Origin of the sequence: Kosakonia oryzae (assembly GCF_001658025.2) — a bacterium.
In the GTDB taxonomy this organism is placed as follows: Bacteria; Pseudomonadota; Gammaproteobacteria; order Enterobacterales; family Enterobacteriaceae; genus Kosakonia; species Kosakonia oryzae.
In genome coordinates, this window is the sequence record NZ_CP014007.2 from 1,890,876 (window position 1) to 1,908,928 (window position 18,053).

The following is an 18,053-nucleotide window of genomic DNA, read 5'->3' on the forward strand; positions in this document are numbered from 1 at the left end:
GCCATTTTACGGTCAAGGCTGACTGTTGCCTTAAGAAGAGGTAATGATGGAAAAATTAACCTGTTTTAAAGCTTACGATATCCGTGGAAAGCTGGGCGAAGAACTGAATGAAGATATCGCATGGCGTATCGGCCGCGCCTACGGTGAATACCTGAAGCCGCAAACGATTGTGCTGGGCGGCGACGTGCGTCAGACCAGTGAAGCGCTGAAACTGGCGCTGGCGAAGGGGCTGCAGGATGCGGGCGTCAACGTGCTGGATATCGGTCTTTCCGGTACCGAAGAGATCTATTTTGCCACGTTCCATCTCGGCGTGGATGGCGGCATCGAAGTGACTGCCAGCCACAACCCGATGGACTATAACGGCATGAAACTGGTGCGCAAAGGCGCGCGCCCGATCAGCGGCGATACCGGGCTGCGCGATGTGCAGCGTCTGGCGGAAGCCAATGACTTTCCGCCGGTGGATGCGGAAAAACGCGGCAGCTACGAACAGATCAACCTGCGCGATGCGTATGTCGATCATCTGCTGAGCTATATCAATCCGGCTAACCTTAAGCCGTTGAAACTGGTAATCAACTCCGGTAACGGCGCGGCTGGCCCGGTAGTGGATGCCATTGAAGCCCGTTTCAAAGCGTTGAACGTGCCGGTGACCTTTATCAAGGTGCATAACGAACCGGACGGCACTTTCCCACACGGTATTCCTAACCCGCTGCTGCCGGAGTGTCGCGCGGATACCCGCAACGCGGTGCTGGAACATCACGCCGACATGGGGATCGCCTTTGACGGCGATTTCGACCGCTGCTTCCTCTTCGATGGTGAAGGGCGCTTTATTGAAGGCTACTACATCGTTGGTTTGCTGGCGGAAGCGTTCCTCGAAAAACACCCTGGCGCCAAAATCATCCACGACCCCCGTCTCTCCTGGAATACGGTGGATGTGGTGACGCGCGCGGGTGGCACGCCGGTAATGTCCAAAACCGGGCACGCATTTATTAAAGAACGTATGCGTACTGAAGATGCCATCTATGGCGGCGAGATGAGCGCGCACCACTATTTCCGCGATTTCGCTTATTGCGACAGCGGCATGATCCCGTGGCTGCTGGTCACTGAGCTGCTGTGCCTGAAAGGTAAAACTCTCGCCGAGCTGGTCAGCGATCGAATGGTTGCGTTCCCGGCGAGCGGTGAAATCAACAGCAAACTTGCCGATCCGGTCACGGCTATCCAGCGCGTTGAGCAGCACTTTACGCCCGGCGCACTGGAGATCGATCGTACCGACGGCATCAGCATCGCCTTCCCTGAATGGCGTTTTAACCTCCGTTCATCCAATACCGAGCCGGTAGTGCGACTGAACGTTGAGTCGCGTCGCGATGTGTCACTGATGGAGGCACGAACGCAGGAAATTCTGGCGCTGTTGAATCAGTAAATCTCGGCGTTGCTCTCCCCCGGGTGTGGGGAGAGTCAACATACAGGCAGGTAAAACGATGACTCATCTAAAAAAGCGCGACCGGGCCAAAACGAATGCATCGTTAATCTCAATCGTGCAGCGATTCTCTGACATCACCATTATGTTCGGTGGACTGTGGCTGGTGTGCAAATTGAATGCGTTGCCCTTTTTCTACATGCATCTGCTGATGGCTCTGCTCTCCCTCGTTGTCTTCCAGATGATTGGCGGGATGACCGATTTTTATCGCTCCTGGCGAGGGGTAAAAATCACTACTGAACTGACCCTACTGTTGCAGAACTGGACGCTCAGCCTGATTTTCAGCGCGGGCCTGCTCTCGTTCAACAACGATTTCGATAACACCTTCATGATCTATCTCCCCTGGTATTTGTTAACCAGTATGGGGCTGATGCTGAGCCGCGCGGTGATCCGTTTTGGCGCAGGCTGGCTGCGGAACCTGGGCTATAACACGCGCCGCGTTGCGGTAGCGGGGGATATGCCGATGGGCCAGGCGTTGCTGGAAGGTTTTCGCAATGAACCCTGGCTGGGATTCGATGTGGTGGGGGTGTACCACGATCCGCAACCGGGCGGTATCACCACTGGCTGGGCCGGTAATCTCGACCAGTTGGTTGATGATGCGAAAGCGGGGAAAATTCACAACGTCTATATCGCGATGTCGATGAATGATGCGGCCAGCATCAAAAAACTGGTGCGTCAGTTGGCGGACACCACCTGTTCAGTGATCCTGATCCCGGATGTCTTCACCTTCAATATTCTGCATTCGCGGATTGAAGAGATGAATGGCGTGCCGGTAGTTCCGCTGTACGACACACCGCTTTCCGGCGTGAACCGCATTCTGAAACGCCTTGAAGACATTGTGCTCTCGTCGCTGATTCTGCTGCTGATCTCCCCGGTACTGCTGGCGATTTCCGTGGCGGTCAAACTCAGTTCTCCCGGCCCGATTATCTTCCGTCAGACCCGTTACGGCATGGACGGTAAGCCAATCAAAGTCTGGAAATTCCGTTCCATGAGAGTGATGGAAAACGACAAAGTGGTGACTCAGGCAACGCAGAACGATCCGCGCGTAACCAAAGTGGGGAGCTTCCTGCGCCGTACCTCGCTCGACGAACTGCCGCAGTTCATTAATGTGCTGCTCGGCGGCATGTCTATCGTTGGCCCGCGCCCGCATGCGGTGGCGCACAACGAGCAGTACCGTTCGCTGATTGAGGGTTACATGCTGCGCCATAAAGTGAAACCGGGCATTACCGGCTGGGCGCAGATTAACGGCTGGCGCGGCGAAACCGACACGCTGGAAAAAATGGAAAAACGCGTTGAGTTCGATCTGGAGTACATCCGCGAGTGGAGTCTGTGGTTCGACATCAAAATCGTTTTTCTGACCATCTTTAAAGGCTTTATTAATAAAGCGGCGTATTAAAGGAACGGTCATGAGCCTGAGAGAAAAAACCATCAGCGGTGCGAAGTGGTCAGCGATGGCCACTTTAACCATCATCGGCCTGGGGCTGGTGCAGATGACGGTGCTGGCACGCATTATCGATAATCACCAGTTCGGTCTGCTGACCGTCTCGCTGGTGATTATCGCGCTGGCGGATACGCTGTCGGATTTTGGTATTGCTAACTCCATTATTCAGCGCAAAGAGATAAGCTACCTGGAACTCACCACCCTGTACTGGTTGAACGTTGGGTTGGGGATTGTGGTTTGCCTGCTGGTTTTTTCGCTGAGCAACTTTATTGCCAGCGTCCTGCATAACCCGGATCTGGCACCGCTGATCAAAACCCTGTCGTTCGCTTTTGTAGTGATCCCGCACGGTCAGCAATTCCGTGCGCTGATGCAGAAAGAGCTGGAGTTCAACAAGATTGGCGCGATTGAAACGGTGTCGGTAATGGCGGGCTTCTGCTTTACGGTGATCAGCGCCTTTTACTGGCCGCTGGCGATGACTGCTATCCTCGGTTATCTGGTCAACAGCGCCGTTCGTACACTGCTGTTCGGCTATTTTGGCCGCAAGATCTATCGCCCCGGTTTGCATTTCTCCCTTGCGTCGGTCAGTTCAAATCTGCGCTTTGGCGCATGGCTGACGGCTGACAGCATCATTAACTATGTCAACACCAACCTCTCCACGTTAGTGCTGGCGCGTATCCTCGGCGCCAGCGTCGCCGGGGGATACAACCTGGCGTACAACGTGGCGGTGGTGCCGCCAATGAAGCTCAACCCGATTATCACCCGCGTACTGTTCCCGGCCTTCGCCAAAATTCAGGACGATACGGAGAAGCTGCGCGTTAACTTCTACAAGCTGCTGTCGGTGGTGGGGATCATCAACTTCCCGATCCTGCTGGGGCTGATGGTGGTGTCGAACAACTTTGTACCGCTGGTCTTTGGCGACAAGTGGAACAGCATTATCCCGATCCTGCAATTGCTCTGTATTGTTGGCCTACTGCGCGCGGTCGGTAACCCTATCGGTTCGCTGCTGATGGCGAAAGCGCGGGTGGATATCAGTTTTAAATTTAATGTCTTCAAAACGTTTCTCTTTATTCCCGCCATTATCATCGGCGGCCATCTGGCCGGCGCGCTGGGCGTAACGCTGGGTTTTCTGCTGGTGCAAATCATCAACACCATTTTGAGCTACTTCGTGATGATCAAACCGGTGCTCGGTTCCAGTTATCGCCAGTACATCCTCAGCTTGTGGCTACCGTTCTATTTATCGCTGCCGACGCTGGTCGTGAGCTATGGCCTCGGGCTGGCGCTGAACGGGCATATGCCGCTGGCCGCCATGCTGGCTGTACAGGTCGCGGCGGGCGTACTGGCTTTCGCGGTGATGCTGATTGTCTCGCGCAACGCGCTGGTGGTGGAGATGAAGCGCCAATTTTGCCGCAGCGAGAAACTTAAAACGCTGCTTCGCGCAGGATAAGAAACGTTTTTGAACCTATGAGGTCGCTATGAAATTATTGATCCTTGGCAATCACACCTGCGGAAACCGCGGTGACAGCGCAATTTTACGCGGATTGCTGGATGCGATTGCCCTGCTTAATCCTGATGCAGACGTTGACGTGATGAGCCGCTATCCGGTGAGTTCATCGTGGTTATTAAACCGCCCGGTGATGGGAGATCCGCTCTACAGCCAGATGAAAGAGCACAATAACGCCGCCGGTCTGATGGGGCGAGTGAAGAAAGTGCTGCGCCGTCGCTATCAGCACCAGGTGCTGCTTTCACGCGTGACGGACACCGGCAAGCTGCGCAATATTGCCATCGCGCAGGGCTTTACCGATTTTGTTCGCAGGCTTAACGATTACGACGCGATTATTCAGGTCGGCGGTTCGTTCTTTGTCGATCTCTATGGCGTGCCGCAATTTGAACATGCGCTCTGCACTTTCATGGCGAAAAAGCCGCTTTATATGATTGGTCACAGCGTCGGTCCGTTCCAGAATGAAGCGTTCAACCAACTGGCGAATTATGTTTTCGGTCACTGTGATGCGCTGATCCTGCGTGAAACCGTCAGTCTGAATCTGATGAAGCAGAGCAGCATCACTACGGAGAAAGTGGAGCAGGGCGTGGATACCGCCTGGCTGGTGGATCACCATCAGCACGATTTTGTTGCCAGCTATGCGGTGCAACACTGGCTGGATCTGGCAGCAAAACAGAAAACCGTTGCGATTACCCTGCGTGAACTGGCGCCATTCGACAAACGACTGAATACCACGCAGCAGGCCTACGAACAGGCGTTTGCCGGAGTGGTCAACCGCATTATCGATGCGGGCTACCAGGTGGTTGCGCTTTCTACCTGTACCGGTATCGACAGCTACAACAAAGATGACCGTATGGTGGCGCTCAACCTGCGCCAGTACGTTAACGATCCGTCGCAATACCATGTGGTGATGGATGAGCTCAGCGATCTGGAGATGGGGAAACTGCTGGCCGCCTGCGATTTAACTGTCGGCACGCGTCTGCACTCGGCGATCATCTCAATGAACTTTGGCACCCCGGCGATTGCCATCAACTACGAACACAAATCAGCGGGCATCATGCAGCAACTGGGCATGCCAGAAATGGCGGTCGATATTCGTCATTTGCTGGATGGTTCACTGGCGTCGATGGTCGCCGATTCGCTGGGGCAGTTGCCTGCCATTAACCAGCGTCTGGCAACGGCGGTCGCGGCTGAACGCGAGCAGGGCATGAAAATGGTGAAATCGGTGCTTGATCGCGTACAGGGGGTGAAATGAAAGTCAGCTTCTTTTTGCTGAAGTTTCCATTATCTTCCGAAACCTTTGTCCTCAACCAGATTGTTGCGTTTATCAATATGGGGTTTGAGGTGGAAATCATCGCTCTGCAAAAGGGCGATATGAACAATACCCACGCAGCGTACACCGAATACCGGCTGGCGGAGAAAACCCGCTGGCTGCTGTCGGAACCAGAAGGACGTATGGCGAAGCTGGGCTACCGTGCGCAGGCAATGGCGCGCGGGATGTGGAAATCAGCAACCTGGAAAGCGCTGAATATCAGCCGCTATGGTAACGAGGCGCGTAACCTGATCCTGCCGGCGATTTGCGCCCTCGCGCCGCGTAGCTTCAAGGCGGACATTTTTATTGCTCACTTTGGCCCCGCAGGCGTTACGGCGGCAAAACTGCGCGAACTTGGGGTGCTGAAGGGCAAAATCGCTACGGTTTTCCACGGTATCGATATTTCCCATCGCGATGTGCTGAACCACTATACGCCGGAGTATCAGCAACTGTTCCAGCGCGGGGATTTGATGCTGCCGATCAGCGAACTGTGGGCGGGCCGGCTGAAAAATATGGGATGCCCGGAGAAAAAAATCGCGGTTTCGCGTATGGGTGTCGATATGGCGCGCTTTAGCCTGCGCCCGGTTAGAACGCCGGGCACTCCGCTGCAAATTATCTCAGTGGCGCGTCTTACCGAGAAAAAAGGGCTGCATGTGGCGATTGAAGCCTGTCGCCTGCTGAAGGAACGCGGCGTCGATTTCAAATATCGCATTCTGGGTATCGGTCCGTGGGAACGTCGTTTGCGCACGTTGATCGAACAGTTCCAACTGGAAGATGTGATTGAAATGCCGGGCTTCAAACCGAGTCATGAAGTCAAGGCCATGCTCGATGAAGCGGATGTTTTTCTGCTGCCTTCGGTGACGGGCGCGGATGGCGATATGGAAGGAATCCCCGTTGCCCTGATGGAAGCGATGGCAGTGGGCATTCCTGTGGTTTCGACGGTGCACAGCGGCATTCCGGAGCTGATTGAAGCCGGTAAATCCGGCTGGCTGGTGCCGGAAAACGATGCTCAGGCGCTGGCGCAGCGGCTTGCCGCGTTTGGCTCGATGCAGGGCCAGGATTTAGCGCCGGTAGTGACGCGTGCGCGGGAAAAAGTCGAAACCGACTTTAATCAAAAGATCATCAATCAGCAGCTTGCCAGCCTGTTGCAGGCGCTTTGAATCGAGGTTTTATGAGCGCAAAAAAAGCATCAACACCGCTTTCACGCCGCACTTTTCTCGCTGCCGGCTCTGCGCTGGCAGCGCTTCCATTACTGCATTCGCCAGCCGCGCGTGCGCTGGGAGGCAATGAGTCCGTCAGCATCAGCGATTATGATCACAACGATTGGCCCGCGGCGTTAAATAAAGCCTTTAACGAGGGGCAAACGGTAGAAATTCCCGCCGGGCTGGTGTGTGAAAATATCAATACCGGGATCTTTATCCCACCGGGTAAAACCCTGTTAATACGCGGCGCGCTGAAGGGCAGTGGACGCGGACGATTTGTCTTGCAGGATGGGAGCCGCGTTATCGGTGAGAAAGGCGGAAGCTTGTATAACATTACGCTGGATGTGCGCGGTTCCAACTGCGTTATCCAGGGTGTCAGCATGAGCGGCTACGGCCCGATCATGCAGATTTATATTGGCGGTAAAAATAACAGCACGCTGCGTAACTTACTGATAGATAATATCACTGTCAGCAAGGCTAACTACGGCATCCTGCGCCAGGGTTATCATAATCAACTGGACGGCGCGCGTATCACGAATAGCCGTTTCAGCGATTTGCAGGGCGACGCCATCGAATGGAATGTGGCCATCAACGATCGCAATATCCTCATTTCCGACCATGTCATCAAAAATATTGATTGTACCAACGGCAAGATTAACTGGGGCATCGGTATCGGGCTGGCGGGCAGCACCTACGACAATAACTACCCGGAAGATCAGGCGGTTAAAAATTTCGTTGTGGCCAATATTACCGGCAGTAATTGCCGCCAGCTGGTACATGTCGAGAACGGCAAACATTTCATTATCCGCAACGTTAAAGCGGAAAATATCACCCCCGATTTCAGCAAAAAGGCGGGCCTGGATAATGCCACGGTCGCCATTTACGGCTGCGATAATTTTGTTATTGATAACGTCAGTATGGTCAATAGTGCCGGAATGTTGATTGGTTATGGTGTAATCAAAGGGAATTATTTATCCATTCCGCAGAACTTTAAACTCAACGATATTCAGCAGGATAACAGCAGCAGCAAATATAAACTGCGCGGTATCCAGATATCGTCCGGTAATGCAACGTCGTTTGTGGCGATCACGAACCTAAAAATGCAGCATGCGACGCTCGAGTTGCATAACAAGCCGCAACATCTTTTCTTGCGAAATATCAATGTAATGCAAGATGCAGCCAATGGCCCGGCGCTGAAACTCAATTTTGACTTGCGCAAAGATGTGCGCGGACGTTTTATGGCCAAGGAGGACACGCTGTTGTCACTGGCGAATATTCACGCAGTTAACGAAAACGGGCAAAGCTCGGTGGATATCGACAGGGTCGATCAGCATGTGGTGAATGTTGATAATTTGAACTTCCGACTACCGGCGAAGCGGTTATAACCGGTTATTACGGGCTTTTACGATAAATCCTGGTGATTTAACTGGGGGGTTAGGATTACATCGTTGGCCTGATCTGGACAGTCATAACGCAACATAAGACTTTTTACCGATCCTGGTCGCTAACTTGCTGGCGAAACCAGGTTAAAGGTTTATACTTCGTCCAATTATTATAGGTGGATAGAAATAATGGTTAATTTGAAAGCAGTTATTCCGGTAGCAGGGCTGGGAATGCATATGCTTCCTGCCACGAAAGCCATTCCAAAAGAGATGCTGCCGATTGTCGACAAGCCGATGATTCAGTATATCGTCGATGAAGTTGTTGCTGCAGGGATCAAAGAAATCGTTCTGGTTACTCACTCGTCTAAAAACGCTGTGGAGAACCACTTCGACACCTCATATGAGCTGGAAGCGCTGCTGGAGCAGCGTGTTAAGCGCCAGCTGCTGGCGGAAGTACAGTCAATTTGCCCGCCGGGCGTAACGATCATGAACGTGCGTCAGGCGCAGCCGCTGGGCCTGGGCCACTCTATCCTCTGTGCCCACCCGATTATTGGCGACAACCCGTTTGTAGTTGTGCTGCCGGATATCGTGCTGGACAACGCCACGGCGGATCCGCTGCGCTACAACCTTGCCGCCATGGTGGCGCGTTTCACGGAAACTGGCCGCAGCCAGGTACTGGCAAAACGCATGAAAGGCGATCTTTCTGAATACTCCGTGATTCAGACCAAAGAGCCGTTGGATACCGAAGGCAAGATTAGCCGTATCGTTCAGTTCATCGAAAAACCGGATCAGCCGCAAACGCTGGATTCTGACCTGATGGCCGTGGGGCGCTATGTGCTTTCTGCGGATATCTGGCCTGAGCTGGAAAAAACTGAACCGGGTGCCTGGGGCCGTATCCAGTTGACCGATGCGATTGCCAAACTGGCGGAAAAACAGTCTGTCGATGCAATGCTGATGACCGGCGAGAGCTACGACTGCGGTAAGAAAATGGGTTATATGCAGGCCTTTGTACAGTATGGCTTACGCAACCTGAAAGAAGGTCAGAAATTCCGCGATAGTATTAAGAAATTACTTACACAATAAGCAATTAAAACGTTGCAGTTGCAGCGCGAGTTTATAAGGCAGTAAAGAGTCGCTATGAGGAGCTTCATTCTCAGGTTATTCTTACTGCCTTTATTTATTTTTACTATTAAATCAACAAGTAAAATACTGTTTTTGCGGGGTTATTATACGACCAGAACCAAGATTTTTCCTTGTTTCAGGGCCTGTTTCGGTAGAGAATAGCCGTTTACCATTTTGTGCCGGATGGCAAAACAGAAATTACGTTAACGACACATGTTAGCGGCAAAAATAGAAGGTAGTTTCGATCAGTTAACAGGTAGCTGAAGAGCCTGGGGCGGTAGCGTGCCTAAAATTATTTGGCTTCTCTCTTTCGCCCGTTCATCTAGTTCAAAATATTGCATAGCAAGTACGGACAATTCTCGTGAAAATATTGGTTACTGGTGGCGCAGGCTTTATTGGCTCTGCAGTGGTTCGTCATATCATTAATAACACGCAAGATTCTGTGGTTAATGTTGATAAATTGACCTATGCAGGAAATCTTCAATCTCTTACAGATGTCTCGGATAGCGACCGTTATTTTTTTGAGCGTGCGGATATTTGCAATGCTGCAGAAATGGCGCGTATCCTGGATGAACACAAGCCGGATGCAGTAATGCATCTGGCTGCGGAAAGCCATGTTGACCGTTCTATCACCGGGCCTGCGGCCTTCATTGAAACCAATATTGTAGGCACCTACGTATTGCTGGAAGCGGTTCGCGCGTATTGGTCATCGCTGACAGATGCGGCAAAAAAAGCATTCCGTTTTCATCATATCTCGACAGATGAAGTTTACGGCGATTTGCCACACCTAGATGAGCAACCGCAAGGTCAGCCGTTACCGCTGTTTACTGAAAAAACCGCCTATGCGCCGAGCAGCCCTTACTCTGCGTCAAAAGCCTCAAGCGATCATCTGGTTCGCGCCTGGTTACGTACCTATGGTCTGCCTACCATTGTTACTAACTGTTCCAATAACTATGGTCCTTACCACTTCCCGGAAAAATTGATCCCGCTGGTGATTCTTAATGCGCTTGAAGGCAAACCGTTGCCTATCTACGGCAAAGGCGATCAAATCCGCGACTGGCTGTACGTTGAAGATCACGCCCGTGCGCTCTATACCGTGGTGACTCAGGGTGTGGCCGGTGAAACCTACAATATTGGCGGCCATAACGAAAAACAGAACCTTGATGTCGTCTATACGATCTGCGATTTGCTCGATGAGATCGTGCCGAAAACTGGTTCCTATCGCGATCAAATCACCTATGTTACCGATCGTCCAGGCCACGACAGACGGTACGCTATTGACGCAGAGAAAATCAGTCGCGAACTGGGCTGGAAACCGCAGGAAACCTTTGAATCAGGCATCCGTAAAACAGTGCAGTGGTACCTCGATAACCAGAATTGGGTTGAGAACGTTAAAAGCGGCGCGTACAAAAGCTGGATTGAACAGAACTACGAGAAGCGTTAATCATGAATATCTTATTATTCGGTAAAACGGGGCAGGTAGGTTGGGAGCTGCAACGTGCGCTGGCGCCTCTTGGCAATGTGATTGCTGTTGACGTTCACTCTACAGAGTATTGCGGTGATTTCAGTAAGCCGGACGAAGTGGCCGAAACCGTTCGCCGTATTCGCCCTGATGTGGTGGTGAATGCCGCTGCGCACACTGCCGTGGATAAAGCTGAATCAGAGCGTGATTTTGCGCAACTGCTGAATGCAACCAGTGTCGAGGCCATTGCGCGTGAAGTTGGCGCAATCGGTGGCTGGCTGGTGCACTATTCTACGGATTATGTTTTCCCTGGCACCGGCGACAAACCCTGGCGTGAAACGGATGTACCCGCGCCGCTGAATGTCTATGGCGAGACCAAGCTGGCGGGAGAAAACGCCGTCCAGCAACATTGCCCTCAGCATCTTATTTTCCGTACCAGTTGGGTCTATGCGGGCAAAGGAAATAATTTCGCCAAAACAATGCTCAAACTGGCGAAAGACCGCGAAGAGCTCTCCATTATCGATGATCAGTATGGTGCGCCAACCGGCGCTGAATTACTGGCTGACTGTACGGCGCATGCGATTCGTACTGCAATGAGTAAACCGGAGGTCGCCGGGCTTTACCACCTGGTGGCTGCGGGAACCACAACATGGTACGCCTTCGCGCAAATGGTGTTTGACGAGGCGCGGAAAGCAGGTTTAACGCTGGCGCTTAATAAAGTTAACCCGATAGCTACAGAAGCTTATCCAACTCCAGCGAAGCGTCCGGGTAATTCGCGCCTCAATACAGAAAAATTCCAGCGTGAATTCGGTCTTGTTCTGCCTCCATGGGAGAACGGCGTAAAACGCATGCTTGCTGAGCTCTTTGCTGCAACGTCAAATTAACTTCTTAATGCCTCTGGGCAGGCATTTTTGCGCGGGAATACGAAATGAAAACACGTAAAGGAATCATACTGGCGGGCGGCTCGGGAACCCGCTTGTATCCGGTAACAATGGCTGTGAGCAAACAACTGTTGCCGATTTACGATAAGCCAATGATTTATTATCCCCTGTCTACACTAATGCTGGCCGGGATTCGCGATATTCTGATCATCAGCACGCCGCAGGATCTCCCCCGTTTTGAACAGTTGCTTGGTGATGGAAGCCAGTGGGGATTAAGCCTGCACTATAAAGTTCAGCCAAGCCCGGACGGGTTGGCGCAGGCATTTATCCTCGGTGAAGAATTTATTGGTAACGATCCTTGCGCACTGGTGCTGGGCGACAATATTTTCTATGGCCATGATTTGCCGAAACTGATGGATACAGCGGTCAACCAGGAAAGCGGTGCGACTGTTTTTGCCTATCATGTTACCGATCCTGAACGCTATGGTGTCGTCGAGTTTGATGCGGCGGGTACAGCAATTAGCCTGGAAGAGAAACCTGCTGAACCTAAAAGCAACTATGCGGTGACGGGGCTGTATTTTTACGATAATGACGTAGTGGCTATGGCAAAAAGTTTAAAACCTTCTCGGCGTGGCGAACTTGAAATAACGGATATCAATAGTCTTTACTTGGCTCAGGGACGCCTGTCAGTGGCGATGATGGGACGCGGTTATGCCTGGCTTGATACCGGAACGCACCAGAGCCTGATAGAAGCCAGTAACTTTATTCAAACGATCGAAGCGCGTCAGGGACTTAAAGTTTCATGCCTTGAGGAAATAGCCTATCGCAAAAATTTCATTGATGCAGAACAGGTTAAATTTTTGGCAGAACCATTGAAAAAAAATGCATACGGACAATATCTGTTGAAAATGATTAAAGGTCATTAAGAATGAATGTTATCCAGACTACAATTCCCGATGTGCTGATTTTTGAACCAAAAGTTTTTGGTGATGAACGTGGCTTTTTTTTGGAAAGCTATAACCAGAAAACTTTTGAAAAGGTTGTCGGAAGGAAAGTTGAATTCGTACAAGATAACCATTCAAAATCATCGAAAGGCGTTCTGCGTGGCTTGCATTATCAATTGCCCCCTTATTCTCAGGGGAAGTTAGTACAGTGTGTGGTCGGTGAAATATTTGATGTTGCAGTGGATCTTCGCCAAACTTCGCCGAGTTTTGGTCGGTGGGTGGGGGTGAATTTATCAGCACAAAATAAACGGCAAATCTGGATTCCAGAAGGTTTTGCCCATGGGTTCCTGGTCGTTAGTGATGTCGCTGAATGTTTTTATAAGACAACAAACTATTATGCTCCAGAATTTGAGCGTGGCATTCGATGGGATGATCCAACTTTGGGGATTGATTGGCCGCTTAGCGGCCAGTTTAATCTGTCTGAAAAAGACAAAGCACAACCCCTCTGGAATAACATTCACTTTTTTGAGTGAAAACCTGACGGGCAATAACGTCTAACATTTTTGTACAGTATAATGACGTTTTTGATAATAAAGTAATTCTTGTTACCAATGGTACTGGGGCGTTCTGTAATAAATTTGTTCGCATGTTGATGGGGGAAAATCATCCTAAAAAATCATTATTTACTCTCGCGCTGAGATGAAACAATGGAAATGGCTAAGCATTTTAAAGATGAAAGCCATATTCGTTTCTGGAGAACGTTATAACCTTAGAATAAGCCCATCCTTTTCCTGTCAGTGAAGTCAGTAAGCTTGATCATTCTCAAAATATATGGCAATAAACGGCGACATTCAATATGAATTGCGAGTATCAGCAGATACCGGCGATCGGAAGCCAGTACGCTGGTAGTGGATAACTGCATCATCTATAAAATCCGCAAAGTGACCCCCGAGCGTGAGTCACTGGAAGGTGTAAAGCATCCGCAGCGAGGTTCAAAAATGCGTACACCTAATTTGGTTCCGCTTTATCGTCAAGTATTCAGTCTTGTGGCAGAGATTAAAGAGATCAGCGGTAATTACGAACTGATTTTAATTGGCGATCATGACCCTTATAAGCCAATGAATGTGAACACGGCGGATAATGCGTTGTGGGTAATGGGCTATGACACTAAGGGAGATGTTTGTGGGCATGTTTGCCCTACAAAGGCTTGTAATTCATTGATCAAGTCAAGTCCTGATTAGGGTCTATTGAAGCTGTAGAACAACAGGTGAGTCATATGGAGGTTAACTCGGTACGTGCAGCACAAATACACAAAGTGGAGCGCAGGATGAGCGTAAGTTGATGCTACAATGGTGGCCTGATTTCCGTGTTGCAAACCGGGAAAGTAATTAATCCGATCGAATTCGCAAAAGTAACCAATAAATACAACCAGATTTCCATTATTTATAATACAGCAAACCGGACTTGCTGCTATAATTCTCTGTTCTGGTTATCCCTTCGATATTTATATCTTAATTATAATCAATAAAATGATCAATCAATTGTAGATTTTTGGTAATTAAAAATAAATGGGTTACGGCGCTGTGCGTAGCAAATATTTATTCATTTTACAGACTTTCAAATTGAATTACGAGCGGCTGGATAATCATCAGGCAAAACTTCCTTGAGCGGCCTTCAAATTTCTTCCGGTAACGACACTTCGTCTGTAGTGATTACTAACCTGGATATTCAACAGGCCAGGGTGGAATTGCATAACACATCAACTTTTTGCGTTGCTACGCCATGGCGCGCAGCCGTTGGCTAATTTTGCTCATATAACCTGTCATCTGGTTATTCCGTGTACGGTTAATCCTGAAAAATAAATTTTCAATTTATTTCGATGGTGCCGGACGCTACGATTACGAGCCTGGTACTGTTAACAATGCGTGCTGGTGCCAGATTGCTATAATTCCTCAACCAGATGAGGTAGGAGTCAATATGAGTAATCTGAAGGTCATCATTCCTGTAGCTGTTTGGGAATGGCAATGCTGTCAGCCACAAAGGCAATTCATAAAGAAATGCTAACTATCATCGATAAACTCATGATTCAGTGTATTGTCGATGAAATTGTGTCCACAGGGATCAAAGAGATTGTTCCGGTTACTCATTCCTCAAAGAATGCCGTAGAAAACCACTTTGATACTTCTTCTGAGCTTGAAGCTCTGCTGGAACAGCGAGTAAACCGCCAATTGCTTTCTGAAGGCCCGCCAGGCGTTACTATTATAAACGTTCGCAAGGCGCAACTGCTTGGTGCTGGGTTATTCCATTACGTGCACACACCTAACCAACCTTTGGCTAAACCCGTTGATTGTGGTTCTGCCAGGAGTAGTGATTAACAATGCCAGTCAGTCGGTGCCGGCCCGTTGCGTTGCAACCTTGCTGCCATGATTGCGCGCTTCAATGAGCACGGCAGCAGCCTGGTGCTGGCAAAACGTGTGGACGGAGATATATTGCAATATTCTATTATCAAAACCGAAAAGTCACTTGAAAAGGAAGATAAAGTCAGCCGTATTGTGGGCTTTATCGAGAAGTCAGATGAACTTCAGGTACTGGGTTCAGGTCTGATGGCCGTTGGTCGCTATGTGCTCTCTGCCGATATCTGGCCGATTCTGGCTCTCCGGGTCGGGGGCTATTCAGCTCACTGATGCCATTGCCGAACCGAACCAAACCAAACTCAGCCTGTTGAAGCTAGCCTGATGGCAGGCCAAAGCTATGACTGCGGCAAGAAAATGGGCTATATGCAGGCATTTGTGGACTATGGCCTACGTAACTTGAAAGAAGGGCAGAAGTTCCGTAAGAGCTCTGAGGAGATGTTGTCTTTGGAATCTTCCTGATTCATATGGAGCCTGATAGCTAACCAATAAAATTGTGTGAAGTGGCTACTGACGTGGTAGGTATGTAGACCTTCGCATTTTCCTTTTGTAGCGCAATATAATTTGAAGATGATAGTGCACTGGTAGCTGTTGAGCCAGGGGCGGTAGCGTGGTTTATCTATGCATCTTTGAGCACTTGAGTATACTCAATGAATTTATTTAATAATGCGAAATGGGTGGCGTTCTCGCAGCTTTTTAAAATTTTAGTACAATTAGTGAACTTAGTTTACATTGCTCGCCTAATATCACCAGATGAATATGGAATAATGGCAATGGCATTAGTTGTTGTCAATTTTGGCTCACTGATTAGAGATCTTGGAACCGCGGCAGCAATAATTCAACGTAAAGAAATAAGCGATGACCTAATTAATGCTGTGTTTTGGCTTAATATTTTTATGGGAATTAGTATAGCCTTTGTTATAGTATTATTCACTCCGCTTATAGCAATGTTCTTCCATCAACAAAAATTATCTGCGGTGTTATTACTAATATCACTCATATTCCCACTCTCTAGTAGTGCAGCTGCTCATCTGGCATTGCTGGAAAGAGAGTCTAAATTCCAAAAGATAGCTATTATAGAAATTACATCATCACTAGCATCGGTCGTCATCGCACTGTTAATGGCATATTATGGTTTTGGTGTGTTCAGTTTAGTTGCACAAGCTCTTGTCTTAAATTTGTTATCAGCGATTCAGCTGTGGTTTGGTTCCACTTGGCGCCCAAATATAAAAAAGGCATTTCATTTTAGTGAGTTGAGAAAAATATTTGGTTTCAGTGCGAACTTATCTCTTTTTAACTTCATTAACTATTTTACTCGTAATTCTGACAATATGATTATCGGCCGTTATATGTCAGAATATATCTTAGGTGCTTACAGTCTTGCATATCGAGTAATGCTTTTTCCTCTCCAAAGTCTCACTTTTATAGCTGGGCGATCACTATTCCCGATATTGAGTAAGTATCAGGATGATAATGTCAAAATAAGAAAGACATATTTGGACTGTGTCTTTATAATCCTATTAATTGTTGTGCCTTTAATGAGCGGAATGGCTGTACTTAGGGAATCATTTGTAGCGATAGTATTTGGTAAACAATGGCATCTTACATCAGAAATTCTGCTATGGTTGGCACCAACTGCTATAGTTCAGTCTGTGCTTAGTACTTCTGGTACAGTTTTCATGGCAAAAGCTCGTACAGACATGCTTATGACTCTTGGAATTCTGAGCATGATTTTGCAAGTGTCAGCGTTCATTATTGGCGTCCAGTATGACATTATTACATTCGCGAAACTTTATTTTATAGCTAATGTCATCAATTTTATCCCCGCGATGCATTTTTTGATGAAAATTATCGGGGGAAATCTCTGGGATTTATTTAAAAAATCCTATTGTATTTTTATTTCAAATGCGCTGATGATTTTAGTTCTTGTTTTAATAAGAAACATCAGTGTTACAAATATTGAAGTGCTGAGTTTAGTTATATCGATTGTTGGTGGTATTGCAAGTTTTAGTGTTTCAATTATTTTACTTTCTAGTGATATCCGTCGTTGGGTAAAGTCGAGAATAAAAAATGATTAGTGTAAATATAACCACAACGTTTTCGCGTTCTTCATTATGTTCAGCAACTCTGTGGTCTCTAATAAATCAGTCAGTTACACCAGATGCTATAAATTTATGGATTTCGCATGATAGTTATTTAGCTGATGGTGGATTTGATAAAGCGCCGGAATGGGTGGCACAGCTTAATAGTATAAAAAACATTATAAAAGTACGATTTACTAGTAATATTGGGCCCTATAGAAAAATGATACCGGTTCTGCGGGAGGCTGATATTGATGATATTATTGTGTATGCAGATGATGATGTTATATATGGAGAACACTGGTTAGCAAAACTTTATGATGCATATATGAAGTGTAATAAGAAAAATGTTGTGGCCACAAGAGTAAGGATCAAACAGAAAAATTTTTTTGGTAAAAATAAAAGCTATAATCTTTGCAGGATTGAAAATCGGAATGCATTGTTAAATAGTAATTTTATTATTACTGGTATCGGTGGTTGTATTTTATCTAAGAGCAATATTGACGAGGCTTTATTAAATATTAATGATTATAAGATAATTGCACCAAAAACTGATGATATATGGTTTAGTAAGGTAGTTGAAAAGTCGAATTGTAATGTATATGTTTGCGCTGAAGCTTTAGCCGAGATACAGGAAATAAAACATACAACGGCAGCACTGAATGTTTCTAATACTATTAGACATGTCCAGGAGAGTGTAGTTTCTAGACAATTTAACAAGATGACTTCCTATATGCTTGGATATTGTGGTTTCCCAATTTCAAATAATGATAAAATGATTAAACATGTTGATGAGTACTTTGAAAAGGTTTGCAAAAATAAGTGATGATTAAATTATAGCAC

At 48.2% G+C, this 18,053-nt stretch carries 13 protein-coding genes and 2 pseudogenes; all 15 read left to right on the forward strand.

Annotation, left to right across the window (positions count from 1 at the left end; translation table 11 throughout):
- The first annotated feature begins 46 nt into the window (after nucleotides 1-46).
- The 15 genes and pseudogenes from cpsG to AWR26_RS09080 all read left to right on the forward strand — a co-directional run bounded on the left by cpsG (nucleotide 47) and on the right by AWR26_RS09080 (nucleotide 18,036).
- On the forward strand, nucleotides 47-1,417 hold the full coding sequence (cpsG, locus tag AWR26_RS09010; RefSeq protein ID WP_064568980.1) for a colanic acid biosynthesis phosphomannomutase CpsG: 1,371 nt from the start codon (nucleotides 47-49) through the stop codon (nucleotides 1,415-1,417).
- Nucleotides 1,418-1,475: 58 nt separating this feature from the next.
- Nucleotides 1,476-2,870 carry an undecaprenyl-phosphate glucose phosphotransferase gene (gene wcaJ, locus AWR26_RS09015; RefSeq protein ID WP_043953041.1) on the forward strand — a complete coding sequence of 465 codons (1,395 nt, stop codon included), beginning with the start codon at nucleotides 1,476-1,478 and terminating at the stop codon, nucleotides 2,868-2,870.
- Between the two features lie 10 nt (nucleotides 2,871-2,880).
- On the forward strand, nucleotides 2,881-4,359 hold the full coding sequence (gene wzxC, locus AWR26_RS09020) for a colanic acid undecaprenyl disphosphate flippase WzxC (protein WP_064565109.1): 1,479 nt from the start codon (nucleotides 2,881-2,883) through the stop codon (nucleotides 4,357-4,359).
- 28 nt (nucleotides 4,360-4,387) lie between these two features.
- Entirely contained in the window at nucleotides 4,388-5,668 is a 1,281-nt protein-coding gene (gene wcaK, locus AWR26_RS09025) for a colanic acid biosynthesis pyruvyl transferase WcaK (protein ID WP_064565111.1), read from the forward strand.
- Nucleotides 5,665-6,885, forward strand: coding sequence for a colanic acid biosynthesis glycosyltransferase WcaL (gene wcaL, locus AWR26_RS09030; protein WP_064565113.1), 1,221 nt, complete (start codon nucleotides 5,665-5,667; stop codon nucleotides 6,883-6,885). The genes wcaK and wcaL overlap by 4 nt, the downstream gene beginning before the upstream one ends.
- A gap of 11 nt (nucleotides 6,886-6,896) precedes the next feature.
- Nucleotides 6,897-8,312: a colanic acid biosynthesis protein WcaM gene (gene wcaM, locus AWR26_RS09035; RefSeq protein WP_064565115.1), complete on the forward strand. Its 1,416-nt coding sequence runs from the start codon at nucleotides 6,897-6,899 to the stop codon at nucleotides 8,310-8,312.
- Between the two features lie 186 nt (nucleotides 8,313-8,498).
- On the forward strand, nucleotides 8,499-9,392 hold the full coding sequence (gene galF / locus AWR26_RS09040) for a GalU regulator GalF (RefSeq protein ID WP_007371272.1): 894 nt from the start codon (nucleotides 8,499-8,501) through the stop codon (nucleotides 9,390-9,392).
- A 400-nt stretch (nucleotides 9,393-9,792) separates the two neighbouring features.
- On the forward strand, nucleotides 9,793-10,875 hold the full coding sequence (gene rfbB / locus AWR26_RS09045; protein WP_064565118.1) for a dTDP-glucose 4,6-dehydratase: 1,083 nt from the start codon (nucleotides 9,793-9,795) through the stop codon (nucleotides 10,873-10,875).
- 2 nt (nucleotides 10,876-10,877) lie between these two features.
- Entirely contained in the window at nucleotides 10,878-11,777 is a 900-nt protein-coding gene (gene rfbD / locus AWR26_RS09050; protein ID WP_064565120.1) for a dTDP-4-dehydrorhamnose reductase, read from the forward strand.
- A gap of 44 nt (nucleotides 11,778-11,821) precedes the next feature.
- On the forward strand, nucleotides 11,822-12,700 hold the full coding sequence (gene rfbA, locus AWR26_RS09055; protein WP_064565122.1) for a glucose-1-phosphate thymidylyltransferase RfbA: 879 nt from the start codon (nucleotides 11,822-11,824) through the stop codon (nucleotides 12,698-12,700).
- A gap of 2 nt (nucleotides 12,701-12,702) precedes the next feature.
- A complete protein-coding gene (rfbC, locus tag AWR26_RS09060) occupies nucleotides 12,703-13,251 on the forward strand; it encodes a dTDP-4-dehydrorhamnose 3,5-epimerase (RefSeq protein ID WP_064565124.1) in 549 nt (182 codons plus the stop codon).
- A gap of 408 nt (nucleotides 13,252-13,659) precedes the next feature.
- Nucleotides 13,660-14,132 (forward strand): annotated as a pseudogene (locus AWR26_RS25700) (tyrosine-type recombinase/integrase); the annotation flags it as partial.
- Between the two features lie 563 nt (nucleotides 14,133-14,695).
- A pseudogene (locus AWR26_RS09070) lies at nucleotides 14,696-15,591 on the forward strand (sugar phosphate nucleotidyltransferase).
- A 188-nt stretch (nucleotides 15,592-15,779) separates the two neighbouring features.
- A complete protein-coding gene (locus AWR26_RS09075) occupies nucleotides 15,780-17,207 on the forward strand; it encodes a lipopolysaccharide biosynthesis protein (RefSeq protein ID WP_064565126.1) in 1,428 nt (475 codons plus the stop codon).
- The gene (locus AWR26_RS09080; protein WP_071892641.1) at nucleotides 17,200-18,036 is read left to right on the forward strand and encodes a glycosyltransferase family 2 protein; all 837 of its coding nucleotides are present in this window, start codon (nucleotides 17,200-17,202) and stop codon (nucleotides 18,034-18,036) included. Before AWR26_RS09075 ends, AWR26_RS09080 begins: the two co-directional genes overlap by 8 nt.
- Nucleotides 18,037-18,053 lie beyond the last annotated feature (17 nt).